Here is a 22,138-nt window from a genome sequence, read left to right on the forward strand (position 1 = left end):
TTAATCCAGAAGTGTTATGGAATGGTGGTGGGGGAAGGATAACTCGGTGCTTCGCACCTCGCCCTGCGGGTCAACGCTGACGCGTTGCTCAAAACCGTACCGGTTTTGTCGAACCTTAGTCGAAGGTTCTCACCTTCCCCTGACGGGAATATAAAGTGCTGGCGTGAGAGTTTAATCCAGAAGTGTTATGGAATGGTGGTGGGGGAAGGATTCGAACCTTCGAAGTCTGTGACGGCAGATTTACAGTCTGCTCCCTTTGGCCGCTCGGGAACCCCACCACTGGCCTTGCTGCAAGATGCTTTTGTTTCAAGCGGGGCGCATCATATCAAATGACGCGCCTCTGTAAAGCTGGATATATCAAAAATGAACGCGTTTGCCGATTTTTTATGCCAGGCGTCCTTATACAAAAGCGATGTCCGATCAGCGAATTAAAGAATGATGGTGCGGTTTCCGTAAACGAAAACACGCTGCGCCAGTACGCGATAAAGCGCACGGCTGAGCACATTCTTCTCAACGTCACGTCCGGCACGCATCATGTCATCAGCGGTGTAGGTATGATCTACATTGATCACGTCCTGCATGATAATGGGGCCTTCATCCAGGTTGTCGTTGACATAGTGGGCTGTTGCGCCAATGATTTTTACGCCGCGCTCATAAGCCTGATGATAGGGACGCGCGCCGATAAACGCTGGCAGGAACGAATGGTGAATGTTGATAACCTGATTCGGATAGTGCTGAACGAAAGCCGGGGTCAGCACCCGCATGTATTTTGCCAGAACGACATAATCCGGTTTGTACTGATCGATCTGCGCAATCATGTGTTGATCGTGTTCTTCGCGGGTAAAGCCGTCATGGCTGACCAAATGGAAGGGAATATCAAAACGTTCAACCAGCGTACGCAGCGTTTCGTGATTGCCAATTACCGCGGCAATTTCGACATCCAGTCCGCCGTAAGCGCTTTTCATCAGCAAATCGCCCAGGCAGTGAGCTTCCTTTGTGACCAGAATAACAATACGGCGGCGACCTGCGCTGGTTAATTCACGAGAAGAGCCTTCAGGGAGTGCGCCATCAAGATCGGCCAACAGGGTCGTATCGTTAAAAATACCTTCCAGCTCAGTGCGCATGAAAAAACGGCCAGTGCGGTGGTCAACAAACTCGTTGTTCTGCACGATGTTAAGTTCGTGCTTGTAACAAATATTGGTAATTTTTGCGATAAGTCCCTTGGCATCAGGGCAAATAGTTCGTAACACTTTTCTTTGTATATTCTGGGATTGCATGAGAGCGTGGATCCTGTCCAAAACTAAAATAACGATCGTATGTTAATGCAGTGCCGGAACTCACTGCGGTTAATGTGTTTGCTTATTGCCCGCAGCACTTTTTGTATTTTTTGCCGGAACCGCATGGACAATGTTCATTTCTGCCAGTTTGCAGATGAATACCGTCTATATAGTACCAGCGATCGTGATAGCGAAGGAAGCGTGAGCGTTCCCGCATCAACCCGGTCTCCTGCTGGTTTGTCGCCGACGTATAGCGAGCGGCGAATTCGACATAACCTTCGTCTTGCGTCTTGCCAGGCGCGGTGGACAATATATTGAGTCCAAGCCAGCAGGTGTCACGACTACTCGCCGCGATGGAATCACGCCATTTTTCGGGTTGATGATCGGGATGCCAGGTCGCAACCAGATAGTCCACATCGCGTTTGACATAGGCCGTATAACGCGAACGCATTAACGTCTGGGGATCAATGGCGACACGGGTGTTGCCAAGATACGGCTGGCAGCATGCGCTATACTGCAAACCGCTGCAACAAGGACAAAATTCTGGCACAGCGTCTCCTGAAGAAAATTTAATTTAAAACCTGATAGATAATAGTGAGATCCTTACTCAGGATGCCGATATGTTAACCAAGAAGCACTGGAAGTAGCAATGTGGGCTAAAATGAAAATACATGGAGTTCAACCATGCGACAGGTAAAAATTGGTCTGGCACTCGGTTCCGGAGCTGCCAAGGGATGGGCCCACATTGGTGTCATTAATGCGCTTACCGAACTGGGTGTTCGGGTTGATATCGTGGCGGGCTGTTCTGTCGGCGCCCTGGTAGGGGCCGCGTATGCCACGCATAATCTGGCGGTAATGGAACGCTGGGTGTCGGGATTTGGCTACTGGGATGTCATTCGATTAATGGATCTCTCCTGGCAACGTGGCGGGTTATTACGTGGCGATCGGGTATTTAACAATGTAAAGCACTTGTTACGTACGCAGCAGATTGAAGAGTGTGCTATTAAATTTGGTGCGGTAACAACCAATCTGAGCACTGGGCGCGAACTCTGGTTAACGAAAGGGGACTTGCACCAGTCGATTCGGGCATCTTGCAGTATGCCGGGCTTATTGTCTCCCGTTTGGTTTAATGGCTACTGGCTGGTGGATGGCGCAGTCGTGAACCCCATTCCTGTTTCTCTGGCTCGCGCGATGGGAGCCGATGTGGTCATTGCGGTGGATCTGCAGCAGGATGCCAGCCTTAATCATCAAGATCTGTTATCGGTCAAGCCAATGGCGGCAGAGGGTGACGCTGACATTGAGCCAAATGACTGGCGTAGTAAAATCCGCGAACGGTTATTACGAGGGCGACGTCATCGCACGAAGGTTTCGCCAACCGCGATGGACATCATGAGCACATCGATCCAGATTCTGGAAAACAGACTGAAGATGACGCGAATGGCTGGTGATCCTCCAGATGTGCTGCTGCGACCTTATTGCCCACAGATTGCCACTCTGGATTTTCATCGGGCGCAGGAAGCGATAGACGCCGGTCGTCAGGCGGTGGAGAAGAAACGTGATGAATTGTTGCCTCTGGTTAATCAATCGCACTGAAACCCTGTACAGGCTGCGTCAATCACTTAAGCGATGGCAATAAGCAAATCTGAATATGAAGAGTTTGAAGCAAGAGGTAACGGATGGAACAACCATTAGCGGGTAAACATGTTTTAATCATTGAGGATGAAGCCGTTTTCCGCTCCGTGCTTTCTGGTTATCTGACTACGCTTGGTGCCTCGGTGTCAGAGGCTGTCCACGGACTGGAAGCATTGAGTGTTTTGGAACATCACCGACCTGACTTGATAATTTGCGATCTGGAAATGCCGATGATGGGAGGCATTGAATTTCTTGAGCATATGCGCTTGAAGGACAACACGACGCCGATATTGATAATCTCGGCCACCAGCCAGATGGCGGATGTCGCGAAAGTACTGCGCCTTGGGGTTCAGGATGTACTGCTCAAACCGATTCGTGATTATGCCCGCTTGCGTGAGGTTGTGATGTCCTGTCTGTATCCGGACATGTTTACATCCCCGGTAAACGAGCTTGAACAGTTAATGGAGGATATGGACTCTCTGAATCAATCCCCTGATGCTGTTGCAAAGCTGCTGGCGCAGTTACAACCGCCGGTTCAACAGACGCTTGCACACTGTCGTATCAATTATCGCCAATTGACGGTTGCCGAACAGCCGGGTCTGGTTTTGGATATTGCAGCATTCTCGGAAGAGGACCTGGCTTTTTACTGTCTGGATGTCACTCAGGCAGTAAATAATAACGGAACGTTAGCAGCATTATTACTTCGAACATTGTTTAATGGACTGCTTCAGGAGCATTTGGCTAATCAGCAGCATCGCTTGCCGTATTTACCAACATTATTAAAGCAAGTGAATCAGTTGTTACGGCAAGCAAGTTTGGAAGGGCGCTTCCCATTGCTGGTGGGTTATTATCATCGTGAATTAAAACGGTTGATCCTCATATCCGCCGGTTTGAATGCCACATTAAATGTCGATGGCAATCAGATTTTCCTGAATAGTGGTGTTCCGTTAGGCACGCTTGATGTCGCTTACCTCAATCAGTTAAATCACAATTGCGATGCCTGGCAATGTCAGATATGGGGTGGCGGTGGACGCTTACGACTTATGCTGTCTACAGAATAATCTGATAGATATGCAGGTCACTCTCTCCAGACAATGTTAGCCTTCCGTTATTATTTTTTATTTTCTACTATATACATAGTGATCTTATTTTTTATTGAGTTATAACGTCGGGCAAGCGCTACCGCGTTAAACTGGTTATACTCATCCAGTTTTTAGACCGGACAAATAAAGTTCATTATTTGAACAATATATAAGAGGTTGTTTATGTCGATTGTTAATAAGAAAGTAAAAAAAGCGGTAATCCCGGTTGCGGGGTTAGGAACGCGCATGCTACCGGCGACGAAAGCGATTCCTAAGGAAATGCTGCCTTTGGTAGATAAACCGTTAATTCAATATGTGGTTAATGAGTGTATTGCTGCCGGGATCAATGAAATCATTTTGGTTACACACTCTTCTAAAAATTCGATTGAAAACCACTTTGATACCAGCTTTGAACTGGAAGCCATGTTGGAAAAACGCGTTAAGCGTCAGTTACTCCGGGAAGTTCAATCTATTTGTCCTAAACACGTTACCATTATGCAGGTTCGTCAAGGTTTGGCGAAGGGATTAGGACACGCTGTCTTATGCGCGCATCCATTAGTTGGGGATGAACCGGTTGCCGTTATTTTGCCTGATGTGATTATTGATGAATATGCGTCCGATCTGAAGAAAGATAACCTGAGTGAAATGTTGCGGCGTTTTTCAGAAACCGGCCATAGCCAGATTATGGTAGAGCCAGTTGAAAACGTTAGCAGTTACGGTGTTGTTGATTGTAAAGGCGTGGAATTAAAGGCGGGTGATAGCGCACCGATGGTTGGCGTAGTTGAAAAACCGAAAGCCTCAGAAGCGCCGTCTAATTTAGCCGTTGTTGGCCGTTATGTTCTTTCTGCGGATATTTGGTCTCTGTTGGCAAAGACGCCTCCCGGTGCCGGTAATGAGATTCAGCTAACCGACGCTATTGCCATGCTGATGGAAAAAGAAACAGTGGAAGCGTACCACCTTAAAGGCATAAGCCACGACTGTGGTAACAAATTAGGGTATATGCAGGCATTCGTAGAGTACGGTATGCGCCATGAGAGCCTGGGTGGCGAGTTTACCCAGTGGTTGCAGGATACGATTGACGCCGAAGAGAATTAATACCCGGTAACGCTTGCTCTCTGTTTTATTCCACAAATGGAGAGCATAAATTTTCTTCTATATCCTTCCGTTTTTTTGACAAAAAAATACCCTCGGTAAAAACCAAGGGTATCTGCGTTTTTTATTTTAAAGCTGGATTAAAGCAGGAAATCGTCTAAGGATTTGCCTTGTTCTTCGATAGCTTTTTTGATTACTGCAGGTGTACGGCCCTGGCCGGTCCAGGTTTTTACTTCGCCGTTTTCATCGGTATATTGATATTTTGCAGGGCGGGCAGCACGTTTGCTTTTCCCTGCAACTTTTACAGAACCGAGAGATTGTAATAATTCGTTGGGATCAATACCGTCGGCAATCAGCATATCGCGATATTGTTGTAATTTACGTGCACGTTCTTCAACTTCTGCTTGAACCTGGCTTTCTTCTTCGCGCCGCTCATTAACTACGACTTCCAGTTTCTCCAGCATTTCTTCCAAAGTATCCAGGCTACATTCTCTAGCCTGGGCACGCAGAGTACGGATGTTGTTTAGAATCTTTAGTGCTTCGCTCATTGTGATAATCTCAAATTTATATTATTGGTGTCGTGTAGTGTGATAATAGAGTGCTATTTTCTTTTCTGCAATAGTCAAATTTGTAAGTTTGTTAAAAATTACCAATTTTAAAACGGATATCACACACGGTGCGGCTTGAATATAAAATACGTCAGTCACGATAAGAAATACATTTTTTTCGTCATTTTTTCAGCAACAAATGTGTACGGATAGGTTATTGAGCCATGCATTGTTGTTATAAGGAATCTTTATCTTTCAATAGTTATCAATAGTTGCGGCTCGATCGGGGGGAGAATGTAATAGCGCATTGCATCGCCCAAAGGCAGGTTGTTACAATAAAGTTTAACCGGTATAAGACATGATATAACCTATCTTTGGGAGGGCCTCCTGAGTATGGCTCAACTTTATTTTTATTATTCAGCAATGAATGCAGGGAAATCCACAGCGCTATTGCAATCTTCATATAACTATCAGGAACGCGGCATGCGGACGCTGGTGTTCACTGCGGAAATAGATAGCCGGCATGGTGTTGGGGTAGTGAGTTCGCGTATCGGTCTTTCTTCTCCTGCTTTATTGTTTAATCCGCAGACGCCTTTATTTAGCCTGCTGGCGAAAGAACATCGGGCCCAGCCTATTCACTGCGTATTAATTGATGAATGTCAGTTTTTGACCCGTGAACAAGTGAGCGAGCTTTCTGATGTGGTGGATCAATTAGATATCCCTGTATTGTGTTATGGCTTACGAACGGATTTCCGTGGTGAATTGTTCTCGGGAAGCCATTATTTATTAGCCTGGGCCGATAAATTGATTGAACTTAAAACGGTTTGTCACTGTGGGCGTAAAGCGAACCGGGTATTGCGTCTGGATTCTCAGGGTAATCCGCTGCGTGAAGGTGAACAGGTCGTGATTGGTGGTAATGAAAGCTATGTTTCCGTCTGTAGAAAACATCATAAAATCGCACTGGGAATGAGCAGAATTGAAAGCGAATAAGGTTAGCACATGATTGGAGGGGGGCATCAATTTGTCGTTATTGCTGAAGCGCCTCATTTTAATAAGGCAGCCTTGTGCCTGAATATGGCATCTCCTCCTGGGTCAGGCGATAAAACGTCTTGAAGCGTGCGGGGATGCGTTATGTGAGCGTTTTAACCGACAGAAGGAATGGAACACGGCACAGCAGGGATGATACCTGTGCAGAATCGATTTTGTAAGGCGATGGCGTGAATACGGCGATATTGGCGTCAGCAAGAAAATGCCCTGCATGAGCAGGGCATTGCGATAAAACCAGAGCCAACAGCCTCATTTGAGACTGTTGAACATGTCATGAATCAACTGGTGACTTTCTTCGGTTGTTTCACGGTTTTTGCTGCGGGGGCAGCGGCTTCAACCTCTTTTTTCGCCGCATCTTCAGAGAATTTACGACCATAGTAGGTATCCATCAGAATTTGCTTCAATTCAGAAATAAGCGGATAGCGAGGGTTAGCCCCAGTACACTGGTCGTCGAACGCATCTTCAGACAGTTTATCCACTTTCGCCAGGAAATCAGCTTCCTGCACGCCAGCTTCACGAATAGACGTTGGAATGCCCAGTTCGGTCTTCATTTCTTCCAGCCAGTTAAGCAGTTTCTCAATTTTCTGCGCGGTGCGATCGCTCGGTGCGGTCAGACGCAGATGATCAGCGATTTCAGCATAACGACGGCGGGCCTGAGGACGGTCATACTGGCTGAACGTGGTTTGCTTGGTCGGGTTATCATTCGCGTTATAGCGGATAACGTTGCAGATCAACATCGCATTCGCCAGGCCGTGCGGGATGTGGAACTCGGAACCCAGCTTGTGCGCTATAGAGTGACAAACACCGAGGAAGGCGTTGGCAAAAGCGATACCGGCAATGGTCGCTGCGTTATGAACACGCTCGCGAGCCACTGGATTTTTTGCGCCGTCGCGATAGCTGGCCGGCAGATATTCTTTCAGCAGTTTCAGCGCTTGCAACGCCTGACCGTCGGAATATTCATTCGCCAGTACGGAGACATAGGCTTCCAGTGAGTGGGTAACGGCGTCCAGACCACCAAACGCACACAGTGATTTCGGCATATTCATCACCAGATTGGCGTCGACAATGGCCATATCAGGCGTTAATGCGTAGTCAGCCAATGGATATTTCTGCCCGGTGGCATCATCGGTCACAACGGCAAACGGCGTAACTTCGGAACCCGTACCGGACGTGGTAGTGATAGCGATCATCTTCGCTTTCACACCCATTTTCGGGAACTTGTAGATGCGTTTGCGGATATCCATAAAGCGCAGTGCCAGTTCTTCAAAATGGGTCGTGGGGTGTTCATACATTACCCACATGATTTTTGCCGCATCCATCGGGGAACCACCACCGAGCGCAATGATGACATCCGGTTTAAAGGAGTTCATTTGCTCTGCGCCTTTGCGCACAATGCTCAGCGTCGGATCGGCTTCGACTTCAAAGAAGACTTCAGTTTCCAGGCCCTGTTGTTTCAGTACGGTGGCTACCTGGTCGACATAGCCGTTATTGAACAGGAAGCGGTCAGTAACAATGAACGCACGTTTAGCGCCGTCGGACGCGACTTCTTCAAGTGCGATAGGCAATGAGCCGCGACGGAAATAAATAGATTTGGGAAGTTTATGCCACAACATATTTTCTGCTCGCTTGGCTACCGTTTTCTTGTTGATCAAGTGTTTCGGACCGACGTTTTCCGAGATGGAGTTACCACCCCAGGAACCACAACCCAGCGTCAGGGAAGGGGCGAGTTTGAAGTTATACAGATCGCCGATACCACCTTGAGACGCGGGGGTATTGATCAGTATACGGGCGGTTTTCATCATGTTGCCGAAGTAATTGACACGTTCTGGCTGGTTGTCCTGGTCGGTGTACAGACAGGAGGTGTGGCCGATCCCGCCCATGGCGACCAGTTTTTCTGCTTTTAGCACCGCATCGTTAAAATCGGTGGCACGATACATGGCAAGCGTAGGCGACAGTTTTTCGTGGGCAAACGGTTCGGATTCATCAACAACGGTAACCTCGCCAATCAGTACTTTCGTGTTGGCTGGTACGGAAATGCCCGCCATTTCTGCGATTTTCGGTGCAGGCTGCCCCACAATATCTGCATTGAGCGCCCCGTTTTTCAACAGAATAGCCTGAACGGCATGAAGCTCTTTACCTTTCAGCATGTAACCGCCATGTGAAGCGAAACGTTCACGGACCGCATCATAGGCGCTATCAACGACAATAACCGATTGCTCTGACGCACAAATCACGCCGTTATCAAACGTTTTTGACATCAGAATAGAGGCAACCGCACGTTTGATATCGGCGGTTTCATCAATGACCACGGGCGTATTACCTGCGCCCACGCCGATTGCCGGTTTACCGGAACTGTAGGCCGCTTTCACCATACCGGGGCCGCCGGTCGCCAGAATCAGGTTGATATCCGGGTGATGCATTAATTGGTTGGACAGTTCGACGGACGGTTGATCAATCCAACCGATAATGTCTTTGGGCGCGCCGGCGGCAATGGCGGCTTGCAGGACGATATCCGCCGCTTTATTGGTGGCGTTTTTCGCCCGGGGATGCGGAGAAAAGATAATTCCGTTACGGGTTTTCAGGCTGATCAGCGCTTTGAAAATCGCGGTGGACGTTGGGTTGGTTGTCGGCACAATACCGCAGATCAGGCCAATCGGCTCAGCAATGGTAATGGTGCCAAAGGTGTCATCGGTCGAGAGAACGCCGCACGTTTTCTCGTCCTGGTATGCGTTATAAATATATTCGGAAGCAAAATGGTTTTTGATCACTTTGTCTTCAACAATTCCCATGCCGGATTCGGCAACGGCCATCTTTGCCAACGGGATTCGCGCATCCGAAGCAGCGAGCGCGGCAGCGCGGAAAATCTTATCAACTTGCTCCTGCGTATAGTTGGCAAACTCCTGTTGTGCCTTTTTTACTCTCTCCACCAGTGTGTTAAGTTCAGCAACATTGGTTACGGCCATAATGTTCTCCTGATAATGTTAAACTCTTTCAGTCAATCGCCTGCTAAATAAAAAGTATAGATAACTGTGCTGATAACGCGTCTTTCCAACGAACCGCAAAGCTTGGCTTATCCCATCTATACCGCATTGATTGACTCAAAGAGCTTGTTTTATCTCCGTAGTCCACTATCCGGTTTTTAAAATACTGTAACCGTCAATAAGGCATGTTTTTAAAACATTGTTTTGAAAAATGCCATAAATGAAGAAGAATCACTCGTTCAACCGAGTATGAAAAGAGCATACCTATTTATAGATGACGTTTTTGTGATCTCCATCTATATTTTGGCATGCTGACACCATTCAGCAACCCAGGTATTGACAATAATTATCAACAATTCATCTCGATCGCACTCCTGCCTGTAGCTTGATGTTTTTCTGCGCCATTTCTGTCATTTCCTTTGTATAAACATTTCTTATATCTCAAGTTTAACATTTTGATTGGTTTATTATCTTTCAATCGTGATCGCGATCCTTTTACGGCGTTGTAAATGAGGTGTATTTTGTTAAATTTGTAACAAATAAGGATAAGAGGAGGTTACGGGCATAAGCATGTGCCGGTATGATTTCTCCGTTATGTCAGGATTTGAACAGATCTTTTTGTATCAATAGGTTAATTGGCTATTGGCTTTAAAAATCATGCATTATTTTAAATGACATTATTTATCAAGTGGTTAATGGTTTTTTTTTCTAATGTTATTTAACGCTTGTTTTGACTGTTATAAAGAAAGCTCAGCAACATGAATTTAAAAATATTGGCGGATGTGTTCTCTTTTGATAGCTTCGCTCTGACGTTGTCATTCCGCAACAATTGATAAGTTAATTTTATCTATTTTATGGAGTAAATGGAGGAGGGCCCTCGGAAAGTCTTTCGTTATTCACGCACGACAAGTCAGTTAAACCAACGTCAGAAAGGTCTCAATCGCGATTTTTCTGAGGCGTTGATGGATATTCAGTCCGGTGTGTTTTTTGCTAATTAGTGCATAAAAATAGTGTACAAGACAGGAGTGTTAAAAAGTGGGAAACAACAAAACGAATAATATCAAAACAAATAAATGTTTTTTTGTCAGCATGATTGCCATGTTGGTCGCGGCTTCATTTTCTACTGCCTGGGCCGCAGATGTGCCAACGGGGGTTCAACTGGCGGAAAAACAGGAGCTGGTGCGTAATAACGGCGCGGAAGTGTCTTCGTTGGATCCGCATAAAATAGAAGGCGTGCCAGAGTCGAATGTGTCGCGCGATCTGCTTGAAGGATTGGTGATTTCGGATGCGAACGGCAAAGTGATTCCCGGCGTGGCCGAAAGTTGGGACAACAACGATTTTAAAGTGTGGACTTTCCATCTGCGCAAAGATGCTCGCTGGTCAAACGGTGACCCTGTCACGGCACAGGATTTCGTTTATAGCTGGCAACGGCTGGCCGATCCTAAAACGGCATCGCCTTATGCCAGCTATCTGCAATATGGGCATTTGGCTAATATTGATGACATCATTGCCGGCAAGAAAACAGCGGATACCCTTGGTGTGAAAGCGTTGGACGATCATACGCTGGAAGTAACGCTGTCCGAAGCGGTGCCTTATTTCTATAAACTGCCGGTTTATCCGGCCATGTCACCCGTAAATAAAGCGACGGTTGAAAAATTTGGTGAGAAATGGACCCAACCGCAGAATTGGGTAGGAAACGGCGCTTATAAACTGAAAGCGTGGGTCGTGAATGAAAAAATCGTATTGGAACGCAACCCGCAATATTGGGATAACGCCCACACGGTGATCAATCAGGTCACCTATTTGCCGATTGCTTCTGAAGTGACCGATGTTAACCGCTATCGCAGCGGTGAAATCGATATAACCTATAACTATTTGCCGATTGAACTCTTCCAGAAGTTGAAAAAAGAGATTCCTCAGGAAGTGAAGGCCGATCCTTATTTGTGTACTTATTACTACGAAATCAATAATCAGAAAGCGCCGTTTAACGATGTTCGGGTCAGAGAGGCGCTGCGCTTGGGGCTGAGCCAGGATATGTTAACCAACACAGTGAAGAATCAGGGGGATACGCCAGCTTATGGGTTTGTGCCTCCCTACATTGACGGGCTGAAAGCCGACGTGCCGGAGTGGTTTACCTGGCCACAGGAAAAACGTAATGAAGAAGCGAAAAAACTGTTGGTGGAAGCGGGGTATACCGCAGAAAAACCACTGACGCTGAATCTGTTGTATAACACGTCTGATTTGCATAAGAAGATGGCTATCGCGGCGACTTCCATGTGGAATAAAAATATTGGTGTTACGGTAAAACTGGACAATCAGGAGTGGAAAACCTTCCTCAGTTCCCGCCATCAGGGTTCATACGACATCGCGCGTGCGGGATGGTGTGCTGACTATAATGAGCCGTCTACCTTCCTGAATGTTATGGTGTCAGGCAGCAGTAATAACACTGCGCATTATAAGAACAGCGAGTTTGATGCGCTGGTGGCGAAATCCCTACAGGTGCAATCAGAAGAAGATCGCGCTGTGATTTATCAGCAGGCAGAGACCTTGTTGGATAAAGACGCGGTCATTGTTCCAGTCTATTACTACGCCAATGTCCGGTTGGTAAAACCGTATGTCGGCGGATTAACCGGTAAAGACCCGCTGGATAACGTTTACGTCAAAGACCTTTATATTATCAAGCATTAAATAAAATAAGCGGCATGAAGAAATTCATGCCGTGCTGTTAATTTGAGACTAAAAACTGAGCGCCGGCGGCAAGAGCGTGCCGGCAAACACGATGTTTGAGTAGGCCCCGGCAAGCCAAATAACGTGTCAGTGGCAACGTCTATTTTCCGGTCATAGCAGCAGGTTTTATAGGTATGGGCAATGCTAAAATTTATATTTCGCCGTTGTCTGGAAGCCATTCCGACACTGTTTATTCTTATTACACTCTCGTTTTTCATGATGCGTCTGGCGCCCGGCAGCCCCTTTACCGGGGAACGTAATCTTCCGCCTGAAGTGATGGCGAATATCGAAGCTAAATATCATCTGAACGATCCTATTCTGAAGCAATACGGCAATTATTTATTGCAGCTGATTCAGGGGGACTTTGGGCCATCTTTTAAATACAAAGATTATTCTGTGAATGATTTGGTGGCGGCGTCATTTCCTGTTTCAGCCAAGCTGGGCGCCGCGGCGTTCTTACTGGCGGTGATATTAGGGGTAACCGCCGGGGTGGTGGCGGCGTTGAAACAAAATAGTAAATGGGACTATACGGTTATGGGGTTTGCCATGACCGGCGTGGTTATTCCCAGCTTTGTCGTTGCGCCCTTACTGGTGCTGATCTTTGCGATCACGCTGCGTTGGCTGCCAGGTGGCGGCTGGAACGGTGGTGAAGCCAGATACATGATTTTGCCGATGGTGGCGCTATCGCTCTCTTATATTGCGAGTATTGCTCGTATTACCCGAGGTTCGATGATTGAAATTCTCCATTCCAATTTTATTCGTACGGCACGTGCTAAAGGGTTGCCGCTGCGCCGCATTATTTTTCGTCATGCGCTGAAACCGGCGATGTTGCCGGTCCTTTCTTATATGGGGCCGGCGTTCGTCGGTATTATTACGGGTTCAATGGTTATTGAAACTATTTTTGGATTACCGGGAATCGGTCAATTGTTTGTGAATGGCGCACTGAATCGGGATTATTCACTGGTGCTCAGCCTGACGATTCTGGTCGGCGGATTAACCATTTTATTCAATGCGATAATTGACGTGTTATACGCGGTTATCGATCCCAAAATCCGCTACTGAGTTGGGGGCGCTATGCTTTGGAATCGAAAAGATATTGAGGCATTGGAAAATTTCAATGAGCAGATGGAGATTGAGGGGCGCAGTCTTTGGCAGGATGCACGCTTGCGCTTTATCAATAATCGGGCTGCGTTGACCAGCCTGCTGGTGCTGGGGTTAATTACGCTGTTTGTGATTGTCGCTCCGCTTTTGTCCCCTTTTAATTACGCGGATACGGACTGGGGCATGATGTCTTCCGCCCCCGATATGACTTCCGGACACTATTTTGGCACCGACTCTTCCGGTCGCGATCTGCTGGTGCGCGTGGCGATCGGTGGTCGTGTTTCACTGATGGTGGGCGTCGCGGCCGCGTTGGTGGCTGTCGTCGTCGGCACGCTATATGGCGCGCTGTCTGGTTATCTGGGCGGAAAAGTTGATTCTGTCATGATGCGTTTGCTGGAAATTCTCAATTCATTTCCGTTCATGTTCTTCGTCATCCTGCTGGTGACCTTTTTCGGACAGAATATGTTGTTGATCTTCGTCGCGATTGGCATGGTTTCCTGGTTAGACATGGCGCGTATTGTGCGTGGTCAGACATTGAGCCTGAAACGTAAAGAATTCATTGAGGCGGCGATGGTATCCGGCGTTTCGACTCGTGGCATTGTGCTGCGCCATATTGTACCAAACGTACTGGGCGTGGTTGTGGTGTATGCGTCATTGCTGGTTCCCAGCATGATCCTGTTTGAATCTTTTCTGAGTTTTCTGGGATTAGGCACACAGGAACCTTTGAGCAGCTGGGGCGCATTGTTAAATGATGGCGCCAATTCGATGGAAGTCTCTTCCTGGCTGCTATTTTATCCCGCCGCATTTCTGGTGGTTACGCTGTTTTGTTTTAATTTTATCGGCGATGGCCTGCGTGATGCCCTTGATCCGAAAGATCGCTGAGGAGTGTTTCATGAATAGGATTGATGTATCCCGTGAGAATGAGGCGCTCCTCCGTGTTCAGGATTTACGCGTGACGTTTCATACCCAGGATGGCGAAGTGACCGCGGTAAACGATCTGACGTTCATGTTGAATGCCGGGGAAACGCTGGGGATCGTTGGTGAATCGGGATCGGGTAAGTCGCAAACCGCCTTCGCGTTGATGGGGCTGTTAGCCAGGAATGGTCATATTACCGGTTCTGCGCTTTTTCGCGGCAAAGAGATATTAAATCTGACAGAACATCAGTTGAATAAATTGCGTGCTGAGGAGATCGCCATGATCTTTCAGGACCCAATGACCTCTCTGAATCCTTATATGCGGGTGGGGGAGCAACTGATGGAAGTCCTGATGCTTCACAAGCAACTTGGTAAAAGCGAGGCCTTTGAAGAGTCGGTCAGAATGCTGGATGCCGTAAAAATGCCGGAAGCGCGCAAGCGCATGAAAATGTATCCCCATGAATTTTCAGGAGGGATGCGTCAGCGTGTCATGATCGCGATGGCGCTGCTATGCCGGCCTAAGCTGCTGATCGCCGATGAGCCGACCACGGCACTGGATGTGACGGTTCAGGCGCAAATCATGACGTTGCTTGGTGAATTGAAGCGCGAATTTAATACCGCCATTATCATGATTACGCACGATCTGGGGGTGGTGGCCGGAATCTGTGACAAGGTGCTGGTCATGTATGCGGGGCGCACGATGGAATACGGCTCGGCGCGTGAAGTATTTTATCATCCCAGTCATCCTTATTCCGTCGGATTATTGAACGCGGTTCCCCGTCTGGATGCTGAAGAGGAAACGCTGGCAACGATCCCCGGTAATCCCCCCAATTTGCTGCACCTGCCGAAAGGTTGCCCGTTTCAGCCTCGTTGCCCTTATGCGATAGACATCTGCCATAGTACGCCAGCGTTACAATCCTTCGGTGATGGACGTTTACGCGCTTGCTTCAGAACGGTCGAGGAGGTGCTATGAACAGCGCATCGGGAAAAACGGTACTGCTGGAAGTCGCCGATCTGAAAGTGCATTTTAACGTCAGAGATGAAAAGCAATGGTTTTGGCAGCCGCTGAAAACATTGAAAGCGGTGGACGGTGTCACGCTTCGTCTATATGAAGGCGAAACGCTGGGCGTAGTGGGTGAGTCTGGCTGTGGTAAATCTACACTGGCCCGGGCAATTATTGGGTTGGTCAAGGCAACCAGCGGGAAAGTCACCTGGCTGGGGAAAGATTTGTTGGGGATGGATGAAAAGGCGTGGCGCAAAACGCGTAGCGATATCCAGATGATTTTTCAGGATCCGCTGGCCTCTCTGAATCCACGGATGACGATCGGTGAAATCATCGCCGAACCGCTGAAAACTTATCATCCTGAGCTTACGCGTCAGGCGGTAAAAGATCGTGTCAAAGGAATGATGCTGAAAGTCGGGTTATTGCCAAACCTGATTAACCGCTATCCCCATGAGTTTTCGGGGGGGCAGTGTCAGCGTATCGGTATTGCACGGGCGCTGATTCTCGAGCCGAAACTGATTATTTGCGATGAACCGGTTTCGGCGCTCGATGTTTCCATTCAGGCGCAGGTAGTGAACCTGCTGCGGCAGCTACAGCGTGAAATGCGGCTATCGCTGATTTTTATTGCGCATGATTTATCGGTGGTAAAGCATATTTCCGATCGGGTATTGGTGATGTATTTGGGGCATGCGGTGGAGCTGGGAACTTATGAGCAGGTTTACCATAATCCTCAACATCCTTATACGCGGGCACTGATGTCCGCTGTGCCGATCCCTGACCCGGATAAAGAAAAAAACAAGCAGATACAATTGCTGGAAGGGGAACTGCCTTCACCGATCAATCCGCCATCGGGGTGTGTATTCTGCACTCGCTGCCCGATCGTCGGACCGGAATGTTCCAAAACCAGACCTGTTCTGGAAGGCAGTTTTTCTCACGCGGTATCCTGTCTGAAGGTGGACCCACAGGCACTGCCGGTAGAAGCGGAGCACTAAATGTCGGACGTCCCTTACGAGGGACAACAGATGTTGATAAACCTATTTACGGGATCAGAACGGTGATAATGGGATAGAAGAGTAAAGCGTCCGCGCCAGGGATGGCGCGGCCCGAGCTTACAGGGATGTACTTGCAGCGTCTTTACGATCTACCCATTATCGCCGCTCAGCGCACGTTGTCGTCAAACTCACGTCCGGTACAAGGCACGTTTTTTTAGGTAGGTGAACTTATTCTTTCCACAGAATGTGGCAAAGTTTGTGGTCTTTTTCCCGGCAAATTAACACGCGGGCGAAAATATCGGTGATATCCCCGCCATCCTGTTCCGCGAGCCCGATGACCACCTCAGCAAAAAAATCAGGATTCAGATCGAATTCGACGTGTTCAGCCCAGTCTTCCGCCGGATCGAATAGCTCGGCCCCGCCGCGTTCCTCGAATTGCAGGTTGAACAGCAGAATATCTGCCGGATCGAGGTTATCTGCGGCGAGTTCCAGAAAAATGTCGTAAGCCTGTTCCAGCGCTTCGTCTTCGGTCAAGCGGTTATTCAAGTCCATAAAAGCTATTCCTGTTGATACGCAATGGCGTTATTAAAACACGGTAAAAGCGGTATTTATAGCAACGGACTGAAAAAGTAAAACAGCCGCTCAACAATTCGCTGCCAGTAAGGCCTTTTTTGCCATTGCTCCGTGTTCAGCAAGGCGGAACGAGCAATATAGTCTTCCTGTACGCAGGCCAAATCACTACCGAAACCGGCATCGTCAATGACCAACGTAATCTCAAAGTTCAACCACAGACTGCGCATGTCAAGATTCACGGTGCCGATCAGACTCAACTGCCCATCGACCAGTACGCTCTTGGTATGCAACAGCCCGTCTTTAAACTGGTAAATTTTTACCCCGGCATCCAGCAGCTCGGTAAAGAAACCACGACAGGCCCAGCCCACCAGCACCGAGTCATTTTTGTAAGGAACAATGATGCTCACATCCACGCCGCGTTGAGCGGCGGTACAGATGGCGTGTAGCAGGTCATCACTGGGAACAAAGTAGGGCGTAGTCATGATCAACTGCTTGCGTGCAGAGTAGACGGAGGTCAATAACGCCTGATGAATCATTTCCTCCGGGTATCCCGGCCCGGAAGCAATCACCTGAATGGTGTGACCGCTCTCCTGCTCAAACGGCATCACGTTGACGTCGGGAGGGGGCGGTAACAGGCGTTTCCCCGTTTCCATTTCCCAGTCACAGCAGTAGATAATACCCAGCGTCGTTGCTACCGGGCCTTCAATACGCGCCATCAGGTCAATCCATTGTCCCACGCCGGCGTCTTGCTTAAAGATACGCGGATCGACCATATTCATACTGCCGGTGTAGGCGATACGGTTATCAATCAGGACGATTTTGCGATGCTGCCGTAAATCCATACGTCGCAGGAATGCGCGGAATAAGTTGACCTTTAGCGCCTCGACCACGTCAATTCCGGCGGTGCGCATCAGTTCAGGATGTTGATTGCGGAAAAAGTGAACGCTGCCGGCCGAGTCGAGCAAGATACGGCAATGCACGCCGCGCCGCGCGGCGGCAATCAGCGCGCTGGTAACCGGCTCCACCAATCCACCGGGCTGCCAGATATAGAACACCATCTCAATATTGTTTTGGGCCAGATTGATATCACGCAGCAGGGCCTTGATAGTGTCATCAAAAGTGGTGAGCAACTGCAACTGGTTTCCTTTGACGCCGCCCACCCCTTGACGTCGCTCGCAGAGTTGGAATAACGAACTGGCGACTTCGCTGTTTTCCGTGGCAAAAATTCGCCGGTATTCTTTAAGTTCGCGTAACCATTGTGCCGTAGAAGGCCACATTTTGCTGGCGCGTTCTGCCCGGCGCTTACCCAAATGCAGTTCACCGAAGGAAAGATAAGCAATAATACCGACAAGTGGCAGGATATAAATGACCAGCAACCAGGCCATGGCCGACGGTACCGTGCGACGTTTCATCAGAATACGCAGCGTGACACCTGCGATCAGCAACCAGTAACTGAAAACAAGCAACCAACTTATTACGGCATAGAATGTTGTCATAGAGGCGAGACAGATCCCTTCTGTAAAATATCAATAAAGAGTGTACGCATAGTTTTATAAAAGGGGAAATGCCTTTGGTCTGAATAAAATAGCGCAGTTGGCGGTTTTTCTGTTCAGGAAAATTTAAACATTGCTTGGATCGCGATATGAAGGATCTATAATGCCTGGCGTAAGTTGTCGATAAAAGAGTTACGCCCATGAAACGCAGTCGGAATGAAGTGAGCCGCTGGCGGATGTTACGTCAGGTCCAACGTCGAAGAAGTCGCTGGCTGGAGGCCCAATCCCGAACATACCGTCATATTCACTATGCGCGCTATTTGCAACAAAAGCATCAGCGGCGGGCATTGTTATATGCGGTAACCTATGAATGGTAATTATCTGAAGAATCAAGGCTGAAGCAGCAATATAGTTTGATTTTACAGTGACGTCATTCGTGTTTTTCACGGAACGGGAGATCTCTTCGGAAATCTCTGTTCCGTGCATATCGTTTAACACCGGCTGGGTCATCGCCTTGTCATCTCTCCGCGTAAATGCTTCCCGATATTCAGGATAACGCCGGTATCAATACGCTATCGCTGCTATGGGAAAGCGCATCTTCGTTTGAAGGCAGTTGAAACAGGGAAACGGTCTCATTGAGTTGTTCGGTTTGTGCCAGCAGCGAGGTGAAGGTTAATGCCGAGGCTTCAACCTGATCTGCATTCTGTCTCACGCTGTCATTCAGCGTGCTGATACGATTGGTTACTTCGTGAATGCTTTGATTTTGTTGGTGCGATATTTCCGATATCTCGCTCAAGAACGTGCTGGTGCCTTTCGCCGCTTGAATGATTTCCTGTAGGCTGTCATTCAATTTTTTCACCAACAGCGTACCTGTTTCAACGCTGTGGTCGGAATCCCGGATTAGCGCGTTAATATTTTGCGCCGAATGGCTGCTTTGTGACGCCAGCGTCCCCACTTCCCGGGCGACGACCGAAAAACCGCGTCCCATTTCGCCAGCGTGAGCCGCTTCAATGGCCGCATTCAAAGACAGAATGTGCGTCTGGAAAGCAACGCTTTCAATCATACCGATCGCTTCCGTCATTTCCCGCGTTCTACCGGTGATGTCCGACATGGCTGCTTTGACCTCATCCATCATCGTTTCGCCTTGAAGCGCAATATTGCTGGCGTCGGTAGCATGCAGACTGGCATGTTGAGTGTGCTCGGCGTTTTGTTCGAGATGCTGACTCAATTGTATAATATGTTCTGTGGTGGCTTTCAGCTCATGGGATTGCCTGATCGCCTGTTCGGAAAGCATCTGGTTGTTCTGGGCGACTTTATCAACCTGATTCATCATATTGTCCACGCTCTGGCGGACACGATTGACCAGATCAACAAGTCCGTTTTGCATCTGGATCACGCTGTCATGCAACTGACTGACTTCCCGTGTGCCGGCTTTCTCCAGATGGAGGGACTGTGATAGATCGCCTGCCGCAATGCGTTGCAGGTGTTGAATAATACTCGTCAGCGGGCGGATGATAATACGGCTGACGCCTAACCAGACGGCGATGGATACCGCCAGCAATATGCTCAGCACAATAATGAATATCAACTGAGCGCGATCGAGGGACTCGAGGAATTGCTGCCCGTGCTGTTTCTGTAGCGCATCGTTGCTTTGTAAATAGAGTGAATATTTCTGGGTAAAGTCGTTTTGATAGGCCTGAATGGGAATTGCAAAGAAAATATCAATATCGTTGGTGGTTTTTATGCCCTGAGCCAGTTCAAGCAGCCCGTTATACAGCTGATTATAACTTTTCTTCAGATCATCAAATGTTTGTTCATCGGTAAGATCGGTCGGGGACTTTTCCAGTAACTGATAATTCACCTGCGCTTGCTTCAGAGAGTCTTCGGCTTCATCCATCAAGCTATGCCAACTGCCTTCGGAACCGGTTTCCTTGTCTACCAGCAGGTAAATGCCTGCGCGGTTCAGCTTATCACTGGCATTCATGATGGCCATTCTGGCTTTATCCATCAGCGCCTGCTGCTGGCGCAGGTTTTCATTGGCAGAAATGTCCCATCTTACTTGTGTCATGGTTTGAGAAATGATGCCTACCGACACCAACTGCAATAAAGAAAATAACCCGATGACAAGTAGTAAACCGGAAAGGATGCCCAACCGACGGTGGCGGTTTCTCATCAATATGCCAATACGTGAAGTAATAGACGTTAACATGTAGTCTGACTCTCATGCTCCATGAAGAGTCTTTAAACTATCATTGTCAAATGACCAAAATATTTCAGCGCCTTACGGAGAAGGCAAGAGGGCAAACTTAATCGAAAAACGTTATGGTCACCGCACGCTGTACAGACGACGGTGACCCTGATCGTCGCAGGCGCTAGAACACTTTCTTGAAGGGTTTAACCCGCACCTGGCGATAAACACCCGCAGTAATGTAAGGATCCGATTCTGCCCATGACCTGGCATCAGCCAGAGAATCAAACTCTGCGATGACAACGGAACCGGTAAAACCGGCGTCGCCAGGCGTTTCACTGTCCACCGAAGGCGTCGGACCTGCGGTCAGCAACCTGCCTTGATCGTGCAACTGTTTCAGGCGGGCGAGATGATCCGGCCTTGCCGCCAGCCGTTTTTCCAGCGTATCGACATTATCTTCAGCATAAATAACATAGAGCATAAAAAAACCTCACCAATAGCGTCACGCAACAAAAAGATAAATCATCATACGTGATGAAAATGTCAGGACAAGCATATCGTTATGTCGTCGGTGTCGAGGTGTTTGTTCAACCCCCTGTGTTTTTTTTAACAATTGCTCGGGTTGTTATTGAATATGATTGCTATTTGCATTTAAACTTGGGCGGCATAAGAGGATAAAGACATACGATGCCGCATACAAAATTTCTCCTTACCCGCCGTTATTCATGGCCATTTATACTTTCAGTGGGCGTCCACGGCTCGCTGATTGCAGGCTTGCTGTACGCATCATTCAATAATGCTATTGAACTGCCTCAGGAATCTAAACCGATCAGTGTGGTGATGGTCAATCCTGCTGCATTTGAAGCGGCCCCAGCTGCGACATCAGCGCCTACCGAACCTGAGCCAGTAAAGCAGCCGGAACCAGAGCCGCTGCCCGAACCAACGCCAGAACCAGAACCCATTCCAGAGCCGGAGATTACGCCAGAACCCTTGCCTGAACCGGTTCCAGTGCCTCTGCCGGAGCCGAAGCCTCAACCTCCTAAGCCCAAACCGCAGCCGAAACCGGTGAAAAAGGTCGAGGAACCGAAACCCGTTAAACGCAAACCCGCAGCTGAGAAACAGCCGCCGTCTCCGTTTACCAGCGAAACGCCAACGCGTAGCGTCAACAATGCGCCTGTTCAGCAGGCGCCGGCACCTTCAGCGAATATGCAGTCGACCGGACCAAGACCGCTGAGTCGCGCCCAGCCACAATACCCGGCACGTGCGTTCGCGTTGCGGGTGGAAGGCCGGGTTAAAATGCAATTTGACGTCGATGGTTCGGGCCGGGTGGATAATGTTCGTGTGCTTTCTGCCCAACCTCGCAATATGTTTGAGCGAGATATCAAGCAGGCGATGCGGAAATGGCGCTATGAAGCCAATAAGCCCGGTAAAGATATGGTCGTCACGATCGTCTTTAAAATTGATGGTGGGGCGGCGGTAGAGTAACT

Annotated in this window: 19 protein-coding genes, 1 tRNA gene and 1 other RNA gene; 11 read left to right on the forward strand and 10 right to left on the reverse strand. The window is 48.5% G+C overall.

Translation table 11 applies throughout. The annotated features are described in order from the left end of the window. Positions 1-22 precede the first annotated feature (22 nt). The 4 genes from DDT52_RS08555 to DDT52_RS08570 all read right to left on the reverse strand — a co-directional run bounded on the left by DDT52_RS08555 (position 23) and on the right by DDT52_RS08570 (position 1,827). Positions 23-153: non-coding RNA, RtT sRNA (locus tag DDT52_RS08555), on the reverse strand. A 40-nt stretch (positions 154-193) separates the two neighbouring features. Beyond that, a tRNA-Tyr gene (locus tag DDT52_RS08560) sits at positions 194-278 on the reverse strand. Positions 279-428: 150 nt separating this feature from the next. After that, positions 429-1,277, reverse strand: coding sequence for a formyltetrahydrofolate deformylase (gene purU, locus DDT52_RS08565; RefSeq protein ID WP_136155965.1), 849 nt, complete (start codon positions 1,275-1,277; stop codon positions 429-431). An 82-nt stretch (positions 1,278-1,359) separates the two neighbouring features. Beyond that, positions 1,360-1,827: a YchJ family protein gene (locus tag DDT52_RS08570; RefSeq protein ID WP_136155966.1), complete on the reverse strand. Its 468-nt coding sequence runs from the start codon at positions 1,825-1,827 to the stop codon at positions 1,360-1,362. Positions 1,828-1,961: 134 nt separating this feature from the next. Between DDT52_RS08570 and rssA the strand changes: the two genes are divergently transcribed. From rssA to galU, 3 genes are all read left to right on the forward strand, one after another. Then, positions 1,962-2,870, forward strand: coding sequence for a patatin-like phospholipase RssA (gene rssA / locus DDT52_RS08575; RefSeq protein WP_136155967.1), 909 nt, complete (start codon positions 1,962-1,964; stop codon positions 2,868-2,870). An 83-nt stretch (positions 2,871-2,953) separates the two neighbouring features. Then, positions 2,954-3,970 carry a two-component system response regulator RssB gene (rssB, locus tag DDT52_RS08580; RefSeq protein ID WP_136155968.1) on the forward strand — a complete coding sequence of 339 codons (1,017 nt, stop codon included), beginning with the start codon at positions 2,954-2,956 and terminating at the stop codon, positions 3,968-3,970. 204 nt (positions 3,971-4,174) lie between these two features. Beyond that, positions 4,175-5,086 carry a UTP--glucose-1-phosphate uridylyltransferase GalU gene (gene galU / locus DDT52_RS08585; protein ID WP_136155969.1) on the forward strand — a complete coding sequence of 304 codons (912 nt, stop codon included), beginning with the start codon at positions 4,175-4,177 and terminating at the stop codon, positions 5,084-5,086. Positions 5,087-5,223: 137 nt separating this feature from the next. Here the strand turns inward: galU and hns are convergent, their stop codons facing one another. Beyond that, entirely contained in the window at positions 5,224-5,631 is a 408-nt protein-coding gene (gene hns, locus DDT52_RS08590) for a histone-like nucleoid-structuring protein H-NS (protein WP_009112886.1), read from the reverse strand. Positions 5,632-6,024: 393 nt separating this feature from the next. Between hns and DDT52_RS08595 the strand changes: the two genes are divergently transcribed. Then, entirely contained in the window at positions 6,025-6,621 is a 597-nt protein-coding gene (locus DDT52_RS08595; protein WP_136155970.1) for a thymidine kinase, read from the forward strand. Between the two features lie 335 nt (positions 6,622-6,956). Here the strand turns inward: DDT52_RS08595 and adhE are convergent, their stop codons facing one another. Beyond that, positions 6,957-9,641 (reverse strand): bifunctional acetaldehyde-CoA/alcohol dehydrogenase, encoded by a 2,685-nt coding sequence (adhE, locus tag DDT52_RS08600; RefSeq protein ID WP_136155971.1) that lies wholly within the window; start codon positions 9,639-9,641, stop codon positions 6,957-6,959. Positions 9,642-10,718: 1,077 nt separating this feature from the next. Here adhE and oppA point away from each other — a divergent pair. The 5 genes from oppA to oppF all read left to right on the forward strand — a co-directional run bounded on the left by oppA (position 10,719) and on the right by oppF (position 16,397). Further along, a complete protein-coding gene (gene oppA / locus DDT52_RS08605; protein WP_281728905.1) occupies positions 10,719-12,347 on the forward strand; it encodes an oligopeptide ABC transporter substrate-binding protein OppA in 1,629 nt (542 codons plus the stop codon). Positions 12,348-12,527: 180 nt separating this feature from the next. Then, the gene (gene oppB / locus DDT52_RS08610; protein WP_136155972.1) at positions 12,528-13,448 is read left to right on the forward strand and encodes an oligopeptide ABC transporter permease OppB; all 921 of its coding nucleotides are present in this window, start codon (positions 12,528-12,530) and stop codon (positions 13,446-13,448) included. A 12-nt stretch (positions 13,449-13,460) separates the two neighbouring features. After that, positions 13,461-14,369, forward strand: coding sequence for an oligopeptide ABC transporter permease OppC (oppC, locus tag DDT52_RS08615; protein ID WP_136155973.1), 909 nt, complete (start codon positions 13,461-13,463; stop codon positions 14,367-14,369). 10 nt (positions 14,370-14,379) lie between these two features. Next, positions 14,380-15,375 carry an ABC transporter ATP-binding protein gene (gene oppD / locus DDT52_RS08620; RefSeq protein WP_136155974.1) on the forward strand — a complete coding sequence of 332 codons (996 nt, stop codon included), beginning with the start codon at positions 14,380-14,382 and terminating at the stop codon, positions 15,373-15,375. After that, positions 15,372-16,397, forward strand: coding sequence for a murein tripeptide/oligopeptide ABC transporter ATP binding protein OppF (oppF, locus tag DDT52_RS08625; protein WP_136155975.1), 1,026 nt, complete (start codon positions 15,372-15,374; stop codon positions 16,395-16,397). Before oppD ends, oppF begins: the two co-directional genes overlap by 4 nt. Positions 16,398-16,625: 228 nt before the next feature. Here oppF and DDT52_RS08630 read toward each other — a convergent pair whose 3' ends face one another. Beyond that, positions 16,626-16,949, reverse strand: a complete 324-nt coding sequence (locus DDT52_RS08630) for an HI1450 family dsDNA-mimic protein (RefSeq protein ID WP_136155976.1) — start codon at positions 16,947-16,949, stop codon at positions 16,626-16,628. A 56-nt stretch (positions 16,950-17,005) separates the two neighbouring features. Beyond that, positions 17,006-18,466 carry a cardiolipin synthase gene (gene cls, locus DDT52_RS08635; RefSeq protein ID WP_136155977.1) on the reverse strand — a complete coding sequence of 487 codons (1,461 nt, stop codon included), beginning with the start codon at positions 18,464-18,466 and terminating at the stop codon, positions 17,006-17,008. Positions 18,467-18,663: 197 nt separating this feature from the next. Between cls and DDT52_RS08640 the strand changes: the two genes are divergently transcribed. Continuing rightward, positions 18,664-18,840 carry a YciY family protein gene (locus DDT52_RS08640; RefSeq protein WP_136155978.1) on the forward strand — a complete coding sequence of 59 codons (177 nt, stop codon included), beginning with the start codon at positions 18,664-18,666 and terminating at the stop codon, positions 18,838-18,840. A 170-nt stretch (positions 18,841-19,010) separates the two neighbouring features. On the opposite strand, the gene DDT52_RS08645 is transcribed toward DDT52_RS08640, so the two are convergent. Together DDT52_RS08645 and DDT52_RS08650 are read right to left on the reverse strand one after the other, a co-directional pair. After that, complete coding sequence (locus DDT52_RS08645; RefSeq protein WP_136155979.1) at positions 19,011-20,672, reverse strand: methyl-accepting chemotaxis protein; 1,662 nt, start codon at positions 20,670-20,672, stop codon at positions 19,011-19,013. Between the two features lie 163 nt (positions 20,673-20,835). Then, entirely contained in the window at positions 20,836-21,132 is a 297-nt protein-coding gene (locus DDT52_RS08650) for a YciI family protein (protein WP_136155980.1), read from the reverse strand. A 206-nt stretch (positions 21,133-21,338) separates the two neighbouring features. Here DDT52_RS08650 and DDT52_RS08655 point away from each other — a divergent pair, with 206 nt between their 5' ends. Continuing rightward, positions 21,339-22,136 (forward strand): energy transducer TonB, encoded by a 798-nt coding sequence (locus DDT52_RS08655; RefSeq protein WP_136155981.1) that lies wholly within the window; start codon positions 21,339-21,341, stop codon positions 22,134-22,136. Positions 22,137-22,138: the final 2 nt, after the last annotated feature.

Origin of the sequence: Brenneria roseae subsp. roseae (genome assembly GCF_003115845.1) — a bacterium.
Lineage (GTDB): Bacteria > Pseudomonadota > Gammaproteobacteria > Enterobacterales > Enterobacteriaceae > Brenneria > Brenneria roseae.